Source organism: Streptococcus pseudopneumoniae, from assembly GCF_001074975.1.
Lineage (GTDB): Bacteria > Bacillota > Bacilli > Lactobacillales > Streptococcaceae > Streptococcus > Streptococcus pseudopneumoniae_D.
Map to the genome: position 1 here is coordinate 1 of NZ_JUUO01000067.1, position 17,955 is coordinate 17,955.

18 protein-coding genes and 4 pseudogenes are annotated in these 17,955 nt (G+C 33.2%); all 22 read left to right on the top strand.

What is annotated here, in order from left to right:
* Nucleotides 1-109 (top strand): annotated as a pseudogene (locus ADI86_RS11620) (IS630 family transposase); the annotation flags it as partial.
* A 231-nt stretch (nucleotides 110-340) separates the two neighbouring features.
* Complete coding sequence (locus ADI86_RS03125; RefSeq protein WP_049531751.1) at nucleotides 341-2,473, top strand: AAA family ATPase; 2,133 nt, start codon at nucleotides 341-343, stop codon at nucleotides 2,471-2,473.
* 48 nt (nucleotides 2,474-2,521) lie between these two features.
* Nucleotides 2,522-2,809, top strand: coding sequence for a hypothetical protein (locus ADI86_RS03130; RefSeq protein ID WP_049531752.1), 288 nt, complete (start codon nucleotides 2,522-2,524; stop codon nucleotides 2,807-2,809).
* Between the two features lie 181 nt (nucleotides 2,810-2,990).
* Nucleotides 2,991-3,674, top strand: a complete 684-nt coding sequence (locus tag ADI86_RS03135) for a LexA family transcriptional regulator (RefSeq protein WP_049531753.1) — start codon at nucleotides 2,991-2,993, stop codon at nucleotides 3,672-3,674.
* A 2-nt stretch (nucleotides 3,675-3,676) separates the two neighbouring features.
* Nucleotides 3,677-5,092 (top strand): Y-family DNA polymerase, encoded by a 1,416-nt coding sequence (locus ADI86_RS03140; RefSeq protein WP_049531754.1) that lies wholly within the window; start codon nucleotides 3,677-3,679, stop codon nucleotides 5,090-5,092.
* The gene (locus tag ADI86_RS03145; protein ID WP_049531755.1) at nucleotides 5,089-5,454 is read left to right on the top strand and encodes a hypothetical protein; all 366 of its coding nucleotides are present in this window, start codon (nucleotides 5,089-5,091) and stop codon (nucleotides 5,452-5,454) included. The genes ADI86_RS03140 and ADI86_RS03145 overlap by 4 nt, the downstream gene beginning before the upstream one ends.
* Nucleotides 5,444-5,734 carry a DUF5960 family protein gene (locus ADI86_RS03150; protein WP_001080187.1) on the top strand — a complete coding sequence of 97 codons (291 nt, stop codon included), beginning with the start codon at nucleotides 5,444-5,446 and terminating at the stop codon, nucleotides 5,732-5,734. The genes ADI86_RS03145 and ADI86_RS03150 overlap by 11 nt, the downstream gene beginning before the upstream one ends.
* A 293-nt stretch (nucleotides 5,735-6,027) precedes the next feature.
* A complete protein-coding gene (locus ADI86_RS03155; protein WP_049531756.1) occupies nucleotides 6,028-6,387 on the top strand; it encodes an SAG1252 family conjugative relaxosome accessory protein in 360 nt (119 codons plus the stop codon).
* A gap of 1 nt (nucleotide 6,388) precedes the next feature.
* Complete coding sequence (locus ADI86_RS03160; RefSeq protein WP_049531757.1) at nucleotides 6,389-6,754, top strand: MobC family plasmid mobilization relaxosome protein; 366 nt, start codon at nucleotides 6,389-6,391, stop codon at nucleotides 6,752-6,754.
* On the top strand, nucleotides 6,741-8,570 hold the full coding sequence (locus ADI86_RS03165; protein ID WP_049531758.1) for an SAG1250 family conjugative relaxase: 1,830 nt from the start codon (nucleotides 6,741-6,743) through the stop codon (nucleotides 8,568-8,570). Before ADI86_RS03160 ends, ADI86_RS03165 begins: the two co-directional genes overlap by 14 nt.
* Before the next feature lie 103 nt (nucleotides 8,571-8,673).
* Nucleotides 8,674-8,898 (top strand): helix-turn-helix domain-containing protein, encoded by a 225-nt coding sequence (locus ADI86_RS03170; protein WP_049531759.1) that lies wholly within the window; start codon nucleotides 8,674-8,676, stop codon nucleotides 8,896-8,898.
* A 457-nt stretch (nucleotides 8,899-9,355) separates the two neighbouring features.
* On the top strand, nucleotides 9,356-11,107 hold the full coding sequence (locus ADI86_RS03175) for a recombinase family protein (RefSeq protein ID WP_049531760.1): 1,752 nt from the start codon (nucleotides 9,356-9,358) through the stop codon (nucleotides 11,105-11,107).
* Nucleotides 11,108-11,370: 263 nt separating this feature from the next.
* On the top strand, nucleotides 11,371-11,937 hold the full coding sequence (locus ADI86_RS03180; RefSeq protein ID WP_049531761.1) for a hypothetical protein: 567 nt from the start codon (nucleotides 11,371-11,373) through the stop codon (nucleotides 11,935-11,937).
* A 33-nt stretch (nucleotides 11,938-11,970) separates the two neighbouring features.
* A pseudogene (locus tag ADI86_RS03185) lies at nucleotides 11,971-12,823 on the top strand (ADP-ribosylglycohydrolase family protein).
* Between the two features lie 122 nt (nucleotides 12,824-12,945).
* Nucleotides 12,946-13,827, top strand: a complete 882-nt coding sequence (locus ADI86_RS03190; RefSeq protein WP_049531762.1) for a diacylglycerol/lipid kinase family protein — start codon at nucleotides 12,946-12,948, stop codon at nucleotides 13,825-13,827.
* Nucleotides 13,828-13,890: 63 nt separating this feature from the next.
* Nucleotides 13,891-14,382, top strand: coding sequence for a nucleotidyltransferase domain-containing protein (locus tag ADI86_RS03195; protein WP_049531763.1), 492 nt, complete (start codon nucleotides 13,891-13,893; stop codon nucleotides 14,380-14,382).
* A 175-nt stretch (nucleotides 14,383-14,557) separates the two neighbouring features.
* Nucleotides 14,558-16,303 (top strand): glycoside hydrolase family 13 protein, encoded by a 1,746-nt coding sequence (locus ADI86_RS03200; protein ID WP_049531764.1) that lies wholly within the window; start codon nucleotides 14,558-14,560, stop codon nucleotides 16,301-16,303.
* An 84-nt stretch (nucleotides 16,304-16,387) separates the two neighbouring features.
* Nucleotides 16,388-16,513 (top strand): annotated as a pseudogene (locus ADI86_RS12550) (DUF4300 domain-containing protein); the annotation flags it as partial.
* Nucleotides 16,508-16,615, top strand: a pseudogene (locus tag ADI86_RS12090) (DUF4300 family protein); the annotation flags it as partial. The pseudogenes ADI86_RS12550 and ADI86_RS12090, both read left to right, overlap by 6 nt.
* Nucleotides 16,616-16,627: 12 nt before the next feature.
* On the top strand, nucleotides 16,628-16,807 hold the full coding sequence (locus tag ADI86_RS03210) for a hypothetical protein (protein ID WP_049531766.1): 180 nt from the start codon (nucleotides 16,628-16,630) through the stop codon (nucleotides 16,805-16,807).
* Nucleotides 16,808-16,908: 101 nt separating this feature from the next.
* Complete coding sequence (locus ADI86_RS03215; protein ID WP_000420573.1) at nucleotides 16,909-17,220, top strand: hypothetical protein; 312 nt, start codon at nucleotides 16,909-16,911, stop codon at nucleotides 17,218-17,220.
* Between the two features lie 3 nt (nucleotides 17,221-17,223).
* Nucleotides 17,224-17,940, top strand: a complete 717-nt coding sequence (locus tag ADI86_RS03220) for an alpha/beta hydrolase (RefSeq protein WP_049531767.1) — start codon at nucleotides 17,224-17,226, stop codon at nucleotides 17,938-17,940.
* The last annotated feature ends 15 nt before the right edge of the window (nucleotides 17,941-17,955 follow it).

Here is a 17,955-nt window from a genome sequence, read left to right on the forward strand (position 1 = left end):
CAATCCTATTGAGAAAACATGGGCTCATATCAAAAAGCACCTCAAAAAGGTATTACCAAGTTGTAATACTTTTTTCGAGGCTCTTTTGTCTTATTCTTGTTTCAATTGACTATAACAGTATCAACTAAGGATAGCGTTACCGTTGTTCCACTTCCAAAAGTGGAAAGCATAGATGACTGTATCGATAAAGCCAAGTCTCAACTTAAGACGGATAAATTAGAGAAACGGATAGAGGAGTTTAAGAAGAGGAGGAAGTAAGGCTAGCAGAATTTTATTGATAATATAAATGTTTCTATTCATATGAAATATGGTACAATAAAATTGTAATGGAGGTTTAGCAATGATAATTTCAACTCTTAAGAAACTGACGATAAAGTCGTTTGATAATTATGATATTCCCGATGATTTTTTTAAACGAAAAAATTTAGTATTTGGTCACAATGGTAGAGGAAAGAGTTCATTAGCCAGAGCGATTATTGATGAATATAGGTCTTTTCCAGAGACGTCTTCAGATGGATACCGTTTTTTTAATAGAGACTATGTACGGGATAAGCTCTTATTGACAGACTCAAACAATGAATTAAAGGGGGTAAAGGCTTTTTTTGGTGAAAAAGACACTGATATTCAAAATAAGATTATTAAACTAGAATCTGAAATCGTAGATACGATTCAGCTTAAAATGTCAATTAAGGAAGATAGTGATACTGTTAGACAGAAAATTAATGATATTCACGATTCTAAAAAAGGCAAAGCAAGGATATCTAAAAAGAACTCAAGTTTTACATTAAGACAAGTAATTTCTAGCTATGAAAACGATTTGGAAGATGCCAAAAAAGTCAATCCCAATCTTACTAACATAAAAGATTTTTCAGGGGATAGCGAGTCCCTTGAAAAGGAATTAGAAAGGGTTCAGAATATTGTTCTTCCTAATTTAGAAATTAAAGCTCTTTCATCAGAGGATTTGGAATTTTTGGATACTTGTTTATCAAAAAATTATAAGCTTGAAGATATTCCCAGCTTTAAAATTGTTAATTGGATAGAAGAGGGACTGAGTATACATCATCAAGATGAACATGAGTGTTTATTTTGTCATAGTCAGTTGAATATAGAGGAGATTAAATTAAGAGTAGAAAAATATAAACGAAATCAGGTTCAAAAAGATACTCAACGACTGTCTCTCATACTCGAAAAGTTAAAAAATAATTTATCTCTCTTTAATGAAGCAAAAAATAGCACAAATTCTTTACGAATATTGGAAGTCTCTGAGGAAGAAATACATAACTACTATACTATAGAGAGTGAACAGGGACTCATAGAAATTATTAATATTATTATTACAAAACTTTCTGATATGAATAATACTCATTCAGTAAATCTTGATAGTATAAAGAAATTTGAAAATCAGGTCAACAAACTAGATCTCAATTTAAAGAATCTTCGTAGTTCTAAATTAAATAGAATTAATAGTGACCTATCTAATATAGAAACATTAACTAAGGGGGCTATTTATTTAGCTATAAAAGATACTGATATTTTACAGAGCATTAATTCTATAGAAAATTCTGAAAAGGAGTTAATATCTATCGAACGATCCAATAATATTAAACGACTTGAAATTGAAAATTTAAATAAAAGTTTATCTGAGTATAGCGATTTTGCGGAGTTTTTGAATGAAGTATTGAAAGATTTAGGGATTCAATTCTCTTTACAATTACATGGTAAAAATTATTATCTTCAGCATAATTTTCACGATGTTGTTTTGTCAATAAATGATATTAGTGAGGGTGAAAAAAATCTATTAGCTTTGTTATTTTTTTATTTTGAGTTGTATTCTGATAAAGAACAATTACAAATAAAAGAAACAATTGAGTTAATTGTTGTTGATGACCCGATATCTAGTTTAGATGAATCGAATAGATTTTATGTACTAGAAATTATAAAAAGGATTTTTGAAGAAGACCAACCACAAGTTTTTATCTTTACTCATTCTTGGAATGATTTCAGTAGATTAGGCTACCGTTTGAATGATGAAAATGTTTATTCGTTATTTGAAGTGTACAAAAAAGAAACGAGCGAGGTTAGGAAAATTCATGAAAATTTACCTCCTTATAAACTACTATTCAAAGAAATTATAGAGGTAAGTAGAAAAAATTATTCAGAAGAGCTTACTGAAGCCGAAAGATATCATACTGCTAATAGCATGAGAAGAGTTTTTGAAGAATTTTTATATTTTAAAAAGCCAAATCTATTACCTCAACGTAGTAATCATTCAGCAATTGAAGAATTTTATATGAAAGCAACTGGTGAACCACTTAGTAATAACTATCGCAGGAAATTAGGTGAGTTACTAAGTTTTATAAATGTGCTTTCGCACACGCCTTATCGTTCAGATGCTGTGATTGCGAATGCAAAATTTTTGATGAATCTCATTCAGAAACTTGATAAAGTACATTATGATTCGATGATTTCTTAAAAAATATAATTAATAAAATGAAAGAAAAAGAAGGATAGGGAGTAAGTTATGAAATTACAAGAAGTAAGAAATATGTTAGGGAATGATTTTGAAGACATTATTTCTGAGTTTAAAAGAGAAGGAATTGTATTTGAGTCTCAATTCAGCTCTCTAGAATCGATGTTTTGCAAGAAGTACACATATCAATTAGTTGAATTATTGGAGAAAGAAACTCAATTAGAAGTATCCCATGGCTATGCAGTTCCATATTTCTACTTTTTCGATACTAATAGATTTGACCGTTCTGAGGCCACCAGAATTGCTAAAAAGTATCAAATAGATAAAGGAAATATGTAATAAAATAGTTTTTGGAACGGTTAATAAGATTTTCACATATATAAGAATGTTGATTTGTCAGCATTCTTTTTTATTTCAAATGTATTCTCGGAATTAGAACTTGAGGGTTATTAAACTCTTGATTTTTTCAACAAGCTATGGTATTCTTTTTGTTAGTTAATAAACTTACAAAGGAGGACGAATGTTTTCACCTACTAAATTAAAAAGAAAAAGAGAAAGTCAAGGATTATCTCAATCTCAACTTGCATCCAGTTTGGGAATTAGTAGAGCCTCATACTTTAATTGGGAATCAGGTAAAACAAAGCCTAATCAAAACAATTTAAGCAAATTGAGTGAGATTTTGAATGTAGATCTTCGATATTTTGAATCAGAGTATGAAATAGTTGAAACCTATCTCAAACTAACGGAAAGGAACCAAGAAGCAACACTTAATTATGCTACAGAATTGTTGAATAAACAGAATGCAAAGGTTGTAGACATTCCTCAGCGTTTTGCCTATAAGGTCTACGAAAAATTATCAGCTGGTACAGGAACAGCTTATTTTGATGATGGTAATTACGATACAGTTTACTTCGATCATCAATTTGATTATGATTTTGCATCGTGGGTGTTTGGTAATTCAATGGAACCGACATATGAAAATGGTTCAGTTGCCCTTATTAAGCAAACGGGATTTGATTATGACGGGGCTATTTATGCGATCGATTGGGATGGTCAAACCTATATCAAGAAAGTGTATCGTGAAGAAAATGGTCTTCGATTAGTTTCACTCAATCGGAACTATTCAGATAAGTTTGCGCCATATGATGAGAATCCTCGCATTATAGGGAAAATCGTTGGGAACTTTATGCCTTTAGAGGACTAAGTATGAGTTGGTTTGATTATAGTCTCGAACCTAAAAGTGATATTGCCTTTATTGATATGAAATCTTTTTACGCAAGTGTAGAATGTGTCGATAGAGGATTACACCCACTTAAGACTTCGCTTTGTGTTATGAGTCGTGCAGATAATTCTGCTGGTTTAATTCTTGCTTCCTCTCCTATGTTTAAAAAGGTCTTTGGAAAATCAAATGTTGGACGTTCCTATGATTTACCATTTGATGTAAAAACTAGGAAGTTCTCTTACTATAACGCTAAGAAGCAAGGTTTACCGACAACAATAGATTATGTACGTTTTATTGAGGAATGGGCAAAATCAACTGTGATTGTTCCTCCGAGAATGGATACTTATATAGCAGTCAATATGGAAATTCAAAAAATCTTTCAAGATTTTGCGGCAACAGACGATATTTATCCTTATTCAATTGATGAAGGATTTATTGATTTATCAAGTTCATTAAATTATTTTGTGCCAGATAAAAGTATTAGTCGGAAAGATAAATTAGATATTATCTCAGCTGCTATTCAAAAAAAGATTTGGAGAAAAACAGGAATCTATTCAACGGTAGGTATGTCTAATGCTAATCCCTTATTGGCTAAGTTAGCACTTGATAATGAGGCTAAAAAAACTTCGACAATGAGATCCAATTGGTCCTATGAAGATGTTGAAAAGAAAGTATGGTCTATCCCTAAAATGACAGATTTCTGGGGAATTGGGAATCGTATGGAGAAAAGATTACATAGTTTAGGCATCTTTTCGATTAAAGGATTGGCACAAGCTAATCCTGACTTGATTAAAAAAGAGCTTGGTATCATGGGCTTAGAGCTATGGTTTCATGCTAATGGGATTGATGAAAGTAATGTTCATAAACCTTATAAGCCAAAGTCAAAAGGGATAGGGAACTCTCAAGTTTTACCTAGAGATTATGTCAAACAAAGAGATATTGAGATCATACTTCGTGAGATGGCAGAGCAAGTTGCTGTTAGATTGAGAAGAGCTGGTAAGAAAGCAACTGTAGTTTCTATACACTTAGGGTATTCTAAAGTGGAACAGAAACGATCTATTCATACTCAAATGAAGATTGAACCAACTAATCAAACAGCACTACTTACAAACTATGTTTTAAAGTTATTTCACACTAAATATACTTCAGGAGCTATCAGAAGTGTTGCAGTGAGCTATTCAGGTTTAGTAGATGAATCATTTGGATTGATTTCATTATTTGATGATATTGAAAAAATAGAAAAAGAAGAAAGGCTCCAGTCCGCAATTGATGCTATTCGAACAGAATTTGGTTTTACTTCACTATTGAAAGGGAATGCCCTGGATCAGGCTTCTAGAACAATCGCAAGAAGTAAACTCATTGGTGGTCATTCAGCTGGAGGATTAGATGGACTAAAATGATGAATCGTTCTTATTTACCTTTTTTGTCTGCAAGAGAGTATCAAGACCGTGGGATGGCTAAGTGGATGGGATTCTTTTTGTCAGAACATTCCAGTTCTCTTTGGGAAGAAAAAAATAGAGAAGACCTCTCCATTTCCCTATCAATGGAAGAGAAAGTTCTATTTGTTCGTCAACTTTATACGAATGTATTCCCAGCAACTTTTGTTTGTAAGCTCTCAAATAGAAGAAAAGTAGTATCGGGTATTGTTAAAGAGATTGGGAGAGAGTCTATATCCATTAAATCAGACTTTGGTTTTTTTCGCTTAAAATGGGAAGATATACTCGATATACAGATAGAAGGGGTAGATTTATATGAATCGTAAAGAATTATATGATGATAAATTGCAGCTAGATTATTTTTCTGATTCTTATTTACGGTTTGAGTCAGATTTTTATAAGTATTCTGCTTTAGACATACCATTAACATTTATCACTGATGATATTTTACGTACAATGGCTATGTCTCAAAAACATTATTTTAAACTAAACAAAAGTAAATCTTTAGACAATCGTGATCATTACTTTGTTTTTTCTATCAAGATGAACAAAGATAGTAGTGGGATTAGGCAGTATGAATATCAGAGACATTGTTTTAATTTGTAAGAGTCCGACAGGGCTCTTTTTTCTGTGATAATTTTATCAAAAAGTATTTGTTATACTTTTTTTAATTTAGATTTATCTTGGGGGTTTGGGGGCGTGCCACCACATTGTCATATCGTTTGTTTTTGAACCGTGAGGTTTGAAATGGCAGGCGATATGATTTTTGGGATATTGTGGACACAATATCTGAGCTCGCAAAGCCTTACAAAAATGTTGAATCTATTTTGAAAAATGTACTGACAGTGTCTGTAAGCTTACATTGTCAGTACAGGTATCAATGAGGGAGGAAAAGTCATATGAAAAGAGATATACGTAGTATTCGGAAACAATTTCGCTTAACAGAAACGGAAGAAAAACAAATACTAGATTTAATGAGAGAGAAAGGAGAGGATAATTTTTCTGATTTTCTCCGTAAAAGCTTACTATTGTCTGATGGAAAAAAACAGATGGAAAAATGGTTCAACCTTTGGAAAAATCAAAAGTTGGAACAAATTAGCCGTGATGTTTATGAAATATTCATAATTGCTAAAATAAATCATCAGGTTACTCAAGAACATGTTTCTATTTTATTAACTTGTATTCAGGAATTAATTAAAGAAGTAGAAAAAACAAGTCCTCTTAGTGAAAATTTTCGTAACAAATATATGAGGCAGTAAAGTGGAGCACCGATATAGAACAAATTTAAAAAAAGTCTTTTTATCTGACCTAGAATTAGTCAAATTGAATGAAAATATCTCAAAAAGTAACTGCTTATCATTCTCAGAATATGCTAGACGAACTCTATTAGATCCTGGTATGAATTTCATCACCATTGATACAAATAGTTATCATGATTTAATTTTTGAATTAAAACGAATCGGAAATAATATTAATCAAATCGCCAGAAGCATAAATTATTCGAACTTATTAACGGAAGTTGAATTAGATGAATTGAGAAAAGGTATAGAAGAGTTAATAGTAGAAGTGGAGAAATATTTTCTTATCCAATCTGAAAAATTGAGGAAATTTTATGGTCATCACTAAACACTTTGCGATACATGGAAAAAATTATCGTAGTAAATTAATCAAATATATTTTGAATCCAAGTAAAACAAAAAACCTAACACTAGTTTCAGATTTTGGCATGAGAAATTATTTAGATTTTCCTAGTTATGAAGAACTAGTGAAGATGTACGATGATAATTTTTTAAGTAATGATAATATTTACGAATTTCGTCATGATAGGCAAGAAGTAAATCAACGAAAAATTCATTCTCATCACATCATTCAGTCCTTTTCTCCAGATGACCATCTTACTCCCGAACAAATCAATCGGATTGGTTATGAGACAGTTAAAGAGTTGACAGGAGGTAGATTTCGTTTTATCGTAGCAACTCATGTTGATAAAGATCATATCCACAATCACATCATCCTAAATTCAATTGATAAGAATTCTGATAAAAAGTTTCTATGGGATTATAAAGCAGAACGTAATCTAAGAATGGTTTCAGATCGTCTTTCAAAAATTGCAGGCGCAAAAATTATAGAAAATCGTTATTCACATCATCAGTATGAAGTTTATCGCAAAACAAATTACAAATATGAAATAAAACAACGAGTATATTTTCTAATCGAGAACTCAAAAAATTTTGAAGATTTCAAGAAAAAAGCAAAAGCTTTACATTTAAAAATTGATTTTAGACACAAGCATGTTACTTTTTTTATGACTGATTCAAATATGAAACAAGTCGTACGTGATAGTAAATTGAGTAGAAAACAACCTTATAATGAAACTTACTTTAAGAAAAAGTTTGTTCAAAGGGAAATCATAAACATCTTAGAATTTTTACTTCCGAAAATGAAGAATATGAATGAATTGATTCAACAAGCACAATTTTTTGGCTTAAAAATAATTCCGAAAGCAAAACATGTTCTATTTGAATTTGATGGGATTAAGCTTTCAGAGCAGGAATTGGTAAAAACGAATCAGTATAATGTTAGTTATTTTCAAGACATTTTTAATAACAAAAATGAAACTGTTGTCTTAGATAATAAAAATTTAGTTGAACTTTACAATGAAGAAAAGTTAATTAAAGAAAAAAAGTTGCCGATAGAAGATGTGGTATGGAAATCATATCAAGATTTCAAGAGGAATAGGGATGCTGTTCATGAGTTTGAAGTAGAGTTGAATCTTAATCAAGTAGAAGAAGTAGTAGACGATGGAATTTACATTAAGGTGCAGTTTGGTATCCGCCAAGAAGGACTTATTTTTGTACCAAATATTCAAATCAATATTGAAGAAGAAAAAGTTAAAGTATTTATCAAAGAAACCAGTTCTTACTATATATATCATAAAGACTCAGCAGAAAAAAATCGCTTTATGAAAGGTAAAACTTTGATTAGACAATTCAATCTTCAGTATGAACCGCAGTATATGTATAGAAGAATTTCTCTTAGCAAAATTAAAGAAAAAATAGAACAATTAGATTTTCTTATATCTTCAGAAACTAGTTCGAATACTTTTGAAGACATAACAAAAGATTTCATTGACCAAATATCATATCTAGAGAATATGATTCAACAAGTTCAAGATAAAATTGATAATTTGTCTAATTTAGAGGAGATATTGTTGAATGATATGGAAAATGGTTCAGGAAATTTAGAAGATAATATTAATGTCAAAATATCAGTGGACACAATAGAGAAAGATTTGTTCATTTATAAAGGAAGGCTTGAAAAACTGAAGGAACAACATAGAGAGGCTGAAATTACATTTGAGATGTTTAATCGTACGATAAAGAACTACAAGAAAACAAAAAATACGAAATCTAGCAAGGAAAAAGAGCTACATATAGAGTAAACAATTTCCTAAAAAGTATGTATAAAAGACTTTCGTGTGCCAATTTGTCACATTTCATAAAATAAGAAAGTAACTATACTATACTTATTTTAGGAGACATTAGATGTTGAAAAGGATTAGAGATTTACGTGAGGATACTGATTTGACACAAGAATATGTTGCAAAAACAATCTTAAATTGTACAAGATCAGCGTATTCTAAAATGGAATCAGGTACCAGGTTAATCTCTATAGATGACCTTATCAAACTTGCAGATTTTTATAATGTAAGTTTAGATTACCTTGTAGGTCGAGTGGATAATAAAGAAGACCATTACTCCAAAAAGTAGTAGGTTAAGAAAGCACATTGACAATTGAATAGTCCAAAATGGTACTTTCCTCATTTGTGGAGCAAATTTGAATGGCTCGCCATGATAAGAGCGATTTTAAAACCATCAATAAAATAGAGCGATACTTTATATGCCATGATACAAATGATATACAATGATACTTCTGACCGTTCAGGCTGCCACCGTAAAAGAGCAGCAAGTGAAATTCTTATGATGACTTCATCAGTCATGCTATGGAGGAGATTGATAAAAAATAAAAGGGAAGTGATTTTTTGAAATCAAATTTAGAAAATTATATAGTCGAGCTAGAGATGCTAAATCTATTATTCTTAAAAAAACTTATTAGCGAAAAAGAATATGAAAAAATAAAGCTGAAACTGCGTAAAATATACACAAATTAGCTGACCTTTTTTATTGGTTGCGGTAAAATAAATGCAGAGAAATAGGAGGTTAAGCCATGTCAAACAACGTTGAAATTATAAAAGCAAATCCTTTAGTAACTAGAAGAAATGATAATAGTGGTTCTTTATCGAGGAGAGTAGCAGCATATTGTCGTGTTAGTTCCGATAGTGATGATCAAAAAAATAGCTATGATTCTCAAGTTCGTCATTATAGAGAGTATATATCACAGCACCAAGATTGGATTTTGGTTGACATTTATGCTGATGAAGGGATTTCAGGAACTCAAGTTGGAAAAAGACAAGATTTTCAAAGATTGATTTCAGATTGCCTTGATGGAAAAATAGACTATATCATTACCAAAGCCATTGCTCGCTTTGCTAGAAATACATTAGATACTCTCAAATATGTTCGTTTGCTCAAAGATAAACAAATTGGTGTGTTTTTCGAAGAAGAAAATATTGATACTTTAACTATGGATGGTGAGTTACTATTGACGATATTAAGTTCAGTGGCTCAACAGGAAGTTGAAAATACATCTGCCCATGTTAAAAAGGGTTTAAAAATGAAGATGCAACGTGGAGAACTTATTGGTTTTCAAGGTTGTCTTGGTTATGACTATAATCAAGATACAAAGTCGATATCAATAAATGAAAAAGAAGCCAAGATAGTACGTTATATTTTTGAACGATACATTGATGGTATTGGGGGTAGGGCAATAGCTAGAGAACTTGATGAACTAGGTTATAAAACTCCGAGAGGTCTTGATCACTGGCAAGATACAACAGTTTTAGGAATTATTAAAAACGAGAAGTATAAAGGTGATATTCTAATGGGAAAAACTTTCACTGTTGACCCAATTAGTAAGAGACGTTTAATAAATTTCGGTGAAGAAGATAAATACTACATTAAAAATAATCATGATGCGATAATTAGTCCAGAAATTTTTACACAGGCGCAAGAAATTCGATTACGGAGATCAGGAAACAAAAAAACCATAGCAAATACAAAAGGTAAACGAGAAAGATATTCAAGAATGTACCCTTTTAGCAGTAGATTAGAATGTGGTTTTTGTGGTACTGTTCTGTCTAGAAGAAGTTGGCACTCTAGTTCAGAGTACAAAAAGATTATTTGGCACTGTACAACATCTATAAAGAGAGGTAAAAAGTATTGCACTCATAGTAAAGGAATAGAGGAAAAAGCAATAGAAAATGCTTTTTTACAGAGCTACCAACAGTTGTTTTATGAAAATAATAACTTAACTGAAGACTTTCTTGCAATTATAAAAGAAGAGCTTACTGATGATACCTTAAAAGTGGAGTTGAATAAGATAGTTAGTAAATTAAATTCGTTGTACAAAAAAGAAGAAAAATTAGTTTCAATGAATCTAGATGGAAAAATAAGTGATTCTGTATATGAAGATAAATTCAATCAAATACAAATTGAGAAAGAAAAACTTTTAGAAGAAAAAGTAAACTTAGAAGTAACTTTAAAATCAGAAGTTGATATAAAAAGTAGATTAGAGAATTTTAAAGAAATTTTAACTTCACAAAAGACTTTGACGGAGTTTGACAAGGACATTTTTGAAAGTATCGTTGAAAAAATAATAGTAGGCGGAATAAATTCTGATGGAGAAATTGATCCAGCAATGTTGACTATAATTTTTAAAACGGGAGATTCTTCGATTAAAGATGCAAAATCTTACAAATCTAAAAGAAAGAATGCTAAAATAGATAATGATAAATTGTGTTTTAATTCCGTAAACAATGACGAAAAAAAGTGTACAAATAAAGAAAACAACGCATGTTGAGGCGGTATCACTACTTGTGCGAGCTGAGGTATCAGCGAAGTAGAAGTAGATGCTCCGCCCATGGGGTAGCTGTCGTAGAGTAAGGAGTGTACGACGAAACGATACGGTAACAGCGAACCGCTGAGTGTGTAAGTTTGTTAGTAATACGCAATTAATCCTCAAAAGGTTCTCTGAATTGTTAGAGTGCCGTCAACACTTTACCTTGAGACGAAAAGGTTATTAAAGAATCACGTATAAATCTTGAAAGATTGGAAGGATTGTTGATGTATATATTAGAATTGTATCAAAATCTTTTTTCAAAAGACCTAGTAGCTTTTGATTCTTTAGAAGAGGGGAAAGAATTTGTATCAAAAATACCTGGATATACCATAGAGCAAGAAGATGGGTTTGAAGTGGAGTATGTGAATCCTAAACACTTGCCGGATTATATGGAAATTGTCTTCAATGGAAATATTGTCCCTTTATCTAGTTTTTCTTTTAATCCTGAAGAAAATATCGAGATTATTTGGAAAGAGATTTCGAATCTATCCGTTAAAAACGATAAAGTGTTCGAAGGAGCTACAAAAGTAGATGCTTATGTTGTGAACAACGAAGATGCAAAAGATTATGTTCAAGATAGAGAAGCTAAGTATCATTTCATAAAGAAATTATTAGAGAGTAATGGTTTTGAAGTTGATAGAAGTTATTTCGGAAGTGAAGATGGTGAAGCTATCGTCTACAGAAAAAAAGGGAGCGAAGATTGGCACTTCTTATGTCATTTAGATCCAATATTTGTAGAAATTGAAGATTTAGAGGAATATGTGAAGGAAGTACTAGAAGGATTGATATAAGGAATTGAAGAATACTATAAAAGGAGGAGTCTGATGCTCGGAGCAATTATTGGAGATATTGTCGGTTCTGTTTACGAATGGAATAATATCAAAACGAAGGATTTTCCTTTATTTCGTGAGGATTTTTTTCACGGATGATACTGTCATGACCTGTGCTGTTGCAGAAGCAATTATGAATGGGGGACAAAAAGACGACTTCATTGACGCGATGAAGAAATATGGAAGAATGTATCCGAATGCTGATTACGGTGCTCGCTTTAATACATGGTTAAACAGCGATAACCGTGAGCCTTATAATAGCTTTGGGAATGGTTCGGCTATGCGTGTTTCTCCATGCGCTTGGGACATGGACTGTAGTTTTTATGCGAGAACCGGAATGTGGCCATCATCTAGAGAACTTGCGAGCCTTTCTGCAGAGGTAACTCATAATCATCCAGAAGGTGTCAAAGGTGCTATGGCTACAGCTGATGCTATTTTTCTATGTCGTTTTTACTTTGGTGGTTATTGTAGAGAATACGAGCAACCAATTAATGACAATCATACAGAGTGTAAAAGACGGATTAAGGATTATATAGAGAAGGAATACAGCTACAATTTATCTCAAACTTTATATGAGATTCGCCCTACATACCGTTTTAATGAAACATGCCAGGAAACTGTCCCTCAAGCCATTATCGCCTTTCTTGAGAGTAGAGACTTTGAAGATGCGATAAGAAATGCCATTTCCATTGGTGGCGATAGTGATACACTTGCTGCAATCACTGGTAGCATAGCCGAGGCAGCTTATGGTATTCCTGATTGGATTAAGGATAAGGCCTATTCTTACTTGGATGAACCATTAAAGGATGTACTCAGGCGATGGGATAATAAGGTTGATATAAAATAAAAGAGTTTCAATCTCCAGTACGTCATATTTTTCTTTTCAGCATTTTCATTATATAATGGGAGTACATTTATTTACACACGATGAAATGTAACCATTTCTAACGAAGATTAAGGAGAAAGTTAATGAAAAAAGCAATGGTAATTATCAACCCTACTTCTGGTGGGGAAAAGGCTTTGGATTATAAAGAAAAGCTGGATAATAAAGCAAAAGAATACTTTGAGCACGTGGAAACCAAAATTACCGAAAAGGCGCTAGATGCAACACATTTTGCAGCAGAAGCTTCTAGTGAGCAGTACGATGCTGTCCTTGTTTTTGGTGGAGACGGGACTGTCAATGAAGTCATTTCGGGTATTGCTGAGAGAGACTACATTCCTAAGTTGGGTATCATCCCAGGTGGGACGGGTAACCTCATTACAAAACTGTTGGAAATCAATCAAGATATCGATGGCGCGATTGATGAACTGGATTTTGATTTAACCAATAAGATTGATATCGGAAAAGCAAATGACAACTATTTTGGTTATATCTTTAGTATCGGCTCTCTTCCTGAAGCGATTCACAATGTTGAAATCGAGGACAAGACAAAATTCGGTATTTTAGCTTATGCTGTAAATACCATGAAGTCTGTCATGACGGATCAGGTCTTTAACATTAAGGTGGAGACGGAAAATGGAAATTATGTTGGTGAAGCTAGCTATGTTTTAGTTCTCTTGACAAATTACTTCGCTGATAAGAAAATCTTTGAAGAAAACAAAGACGGCTATGCCAACATTTTGATTCTAAAAGATGCCTCTATATTCTCTAAATTATCCGTTATTCCTGATTTACTAAAAGGAGATGTTGTCGGCAATGATAATATTGAGTATATCAGAGCTCGAAATATTAAGATTTCTTCAGATAGTGAATTGGAGTCAGATGTTGACGGCGATAAGTCGGATAACCTACCTGTTGAAATCAAAGTCCTAGCACAGAGAGTAGAAGTATTTTCAAAACCGAAAGAGTAGAAATTAAAAATTAGTTTATTTTTCACTGCGAAATCGAGTTTCATATCAACGATTGGAGGAGGAATGAATTCTCTATTTGATGAATTTCGAACAATTTGTTCACATTTAAACCAAGTCGGAATCACACCCACGCTCATGGGATCTTTGGGTTTTGAATACCGTTCAAATGAAGATTGGGAGCCGTCTGACATTGACATTCATGTGCCTGGTGACCCTAGAGGTTGGGAAGCACCTGATCATCTCAGAATTTATGAATGGGACAAGATAATGAAAGTGATGAAACACTTAGGCTATACCTTAATAGATATTCATGAGCATGAATTCCAAAAAGATGGTCTGAGTGTTGAGTTTGGAAGTATTGATTCTTTACCTGATTTTGCAGGAGTTTTGGAATCAGAAATAGAGTTGATTCATCTCGAGGACACCACGTTTCGTGTTCCAAGTTTAGAACAGTATTTCAGTATATACAAGGCTTCTTCCCAAGATTCCTATCGAAATGACCACAATAACAATAAGGATTTTAAAAAGATAGAGTGGCTGGAAAGAAATTTGTAAATCATCAATCAGAAAGTAGTAGGTATTAAGACTTACTGCTTTTTATTTTGTAAAACAATCCACTCGAAACTACGGACAAGTCTTGAAAATAAAATTTTAAAGTAGTATACTAGAATCACAATTATGAAAACGTTTGCGTTGTAAAGAGATTCAAAGTAAACTAGGAGACAGCTCAATGGAATTAACAGCCATTTACCACAGACCAGAGTCGGAGTACGCTTACCTTTATAAAGACAAGACAATGCACATTCGCATTCGAACGAAAAAGGGAGATATTGAAAGCATCAACTTACATTATGGAGATCCTTTTATTTTTATAGAGGACCATTATGAAGCAATCAAGGAGATGGCCAAAGTAACTTCTGATGCTTTGTTTGATTACTGGCAGGTGGAGGTTACAGTCGGCTATGCACGATTCCAGTATCTCTTTGAACTCACGGATATAGAAGGTCAAAGTATTTTGTATGGTGATAAAGGGTGTGTGGACCATTCTCTAGAAAATCTTCATGCTATTGGAAACGGATTTAAGTTGCCTTATCTTCATGAGATTGATGCATGCCAGGTTCCTGACTGGGTTTCAAATACGGTATGGTATCAGATATTTCCTGAGAGATTTGCCAATGGAAATGCTCGATTAAATCCAGAAGGTACTTTAGACTGGGATTCATCTGTCTCACCTAAGATTGATGATTTCTTTGGTGGTGATTTACAGGGGATTATTGACCATTTGGATTATTTGCAAGGCTTGGGCATTACTGGACTTTATCTTTGTCCTATCTTTGAATCTACGAGCAATCATAAGTACAATACGACAGATTACTTTGAAATCGACCGTCATTTTGGAGATAAAGAGACCTTTCGGGAGCTGGTCGAGCAAGCTCATCAGCGTGGCATGAAAGTCATGCTGGATGCTGTTTTTAATCATATTGGTTCGCAATCGCCTCAATGGCAAGATGTTATCAAAAATGGAGAACAATCTGCTTATAAAGATTGGTTCCATATTCAACAATTCCCAGTGACAACTGAAAAGCTAGCTAATAAGAGAGAGTTACCTTATCATGCTTTTGGTTTTGAGGACTATATGCCTAAGCTAAATACAGCCAATCCAGAGGTCAAGGACTATCTTTTAAAGGTTGCGACTTATTGGATTGAAGAGTTTGATATCGATGCTTGGCGTTTGGATGTGGCGAATGAGATTGACCATCAGTTTTGGAAGGATTTTCGAAAGGCAGTTTTAGCTAAAAAGCCTGATTTTTATATTTTAGGAGAAGTCTGGCATACCTCTCAGCCTTGGTTAAATGGCGATGAGTTCCACGCGGTCATGAATTATCCTTTATCTGATAGCATCAAGGACTATTTTTTACGAGGAGTTAAGAAGACAGACCAGTTCATCGATGAAATCAATGGCCAGTCTATGTATTACAAACAGCAGATTTCCGAAGTTATGTTTAATCTCTTGGATTCGCATGATACAGAACGAATCTTGTGGACGGCAAATGAAGATATTCAACTGGTCAAATCAGCTCTAGCCTTTCTCTTTTTACAAAAAGGAACCCCCTGCATCTATTATGGAACCGAGCTAGCCTTGACTGGCGGTCCAGACCCAGATTGTCGTCGTTGTATGCCTTGGGAACGTGTATCAAGTGACAATGATATGCTGAATTTCATGAAGAAGCTAATCCAGATTCGCAAACACGCGTCAGCAATCAATCCGAATGGTAAGTATAGCCTCCAAGAAATCAAATCAGATCTAGTAGCTTTGGAATGGAAATACGAAGGACAGGTCCTTAAAGCCATTTTTAACCAATCAACAGAAGACTATATTGAAGAGAAAGAAGCGGAAGTAGTAGCCCTGGCGAGCAGTTGCCAAGAATTGGAAAATCAGCTTGTTATTTCTCCAAAAGGGTTTGTGATTTTCTAAAAACTAGTTGATGAAGATTATGATCTTTTACTCAACTTGTATAGTATAATAAGGCTAGTTACTAAACTTGTAAAGGAGAAAAAGATGAAGAAATCAAGAAAATTAGCCACATTAGGAATCTGTTCAGTCTTGTTTTTAGGCTTGGCTGCTTGTCAACAACAAAATACTACTTCTGAGCGGACTAGTCAAAGGCAAATCAGTTCATCTAAGGAAGATTGCTACAAGTATTTAGGTACTAAGTATGCAGATTACACAGGTGACGGACTGGCTAAGCCGTTCATCATGGATAATGATAAGTGGGTTAATCTTTAAAGGTGGTATGATATGACGTTAATCCTAGGACTGATATTTCTATTTTTGATGAGTTGGTGGGTTATTTCAATCGTTAATAGCCAGAAACCACGAAATAATGAAACATTTATCGGTTATATCCAAAGATATGATATTGATGGGGAAGGCTATCAAGCAGAAGTATGGGAAGTGACTGAGGAGGAAGATTCATAATTAAAGAACAGAGTCATTGCTCATATTTCCAAACAGTCCGTTTGTAGTTTTATCTGGATTGGTATATAATTTAACTTAGAGTAAATAGGAGGACTAATTGAATGGAATTAAAAGATTTTACAGAAAAAGAACAGGAAATGATAAAGAATGGGCTTACAACGTCTAAGATTAGTGACAAGGAAACTGCTGAGAAGATTCTTGCGCTAGTACCACAAGACTTGATTAAGCGAATCCCATTTTTCGTCAGAAAACATGCAACAACACGTACGATTAAACGCATTTCAATTGAACACCCTGAACTCTACGCTGCAGCTCAAACAAGTGGTGAAATCCCAGAAAAAGAACGCGAAGAATTACGTCAGATTATCACGACTATCTTTGAACAAAAGATGAATAAGCATAGTATTAAGTAGAGAATGAAAATATATTTTATTGGCGGTTTGGGAAGCAATGTCTATCATAGCAAGGATTTTCTTCAAGAACTAGATTCGCAGGTCTATTTTCTAAATCCATATGAAACGCATCTTCGAGATGAAACAGAATTGAAATCATGGTTTAAAAATGAGATTGTGGAGGAAGAATCTATCTGTCTGATAGGTCATTCTCTTGGAGGAGATTTAGCTCGTTATCTTGCATCGGAATTTGAAGAAGTGAAGAAACTAATTCTTTTGGATGGTGGCTATTTAGATTTAGATAAGATTTTAACTTTAGATGTGGAATTAGAGGAAACTAAAAACTATATCAAATCTCAAATTATTTCGGACTTAGATGTTCTTATTTCTAAAGAAAAATCTGAAGCAAAGCATTGGTCAGAAAATATGGAGAAAGCCGTAAGACAGTCCTATCACTGGAATTCTGAGTATAATAGATATGAGTTAGCTATAAATTATGAAAATATAGAAGCGATACTCAGCCTACGGAGGAAAATACCAGCTTTTAAGAGAGAAGTGGGAGATACCTTGTTTATCAGTCCTTGCTATTCTAATGAAGCTACATGGAGAGAGACAGCCCTAAACGAATTGCCAGATTATTTTGATACTATTTTTCTAGAAAACGTTAGCCATGAGCTTTATACTGAAGCTCCCAAAGAAATTGCTAGTATGATTAATGAATGGCTCTCTTATTCTCTCTGAGATACTTGTATTGCT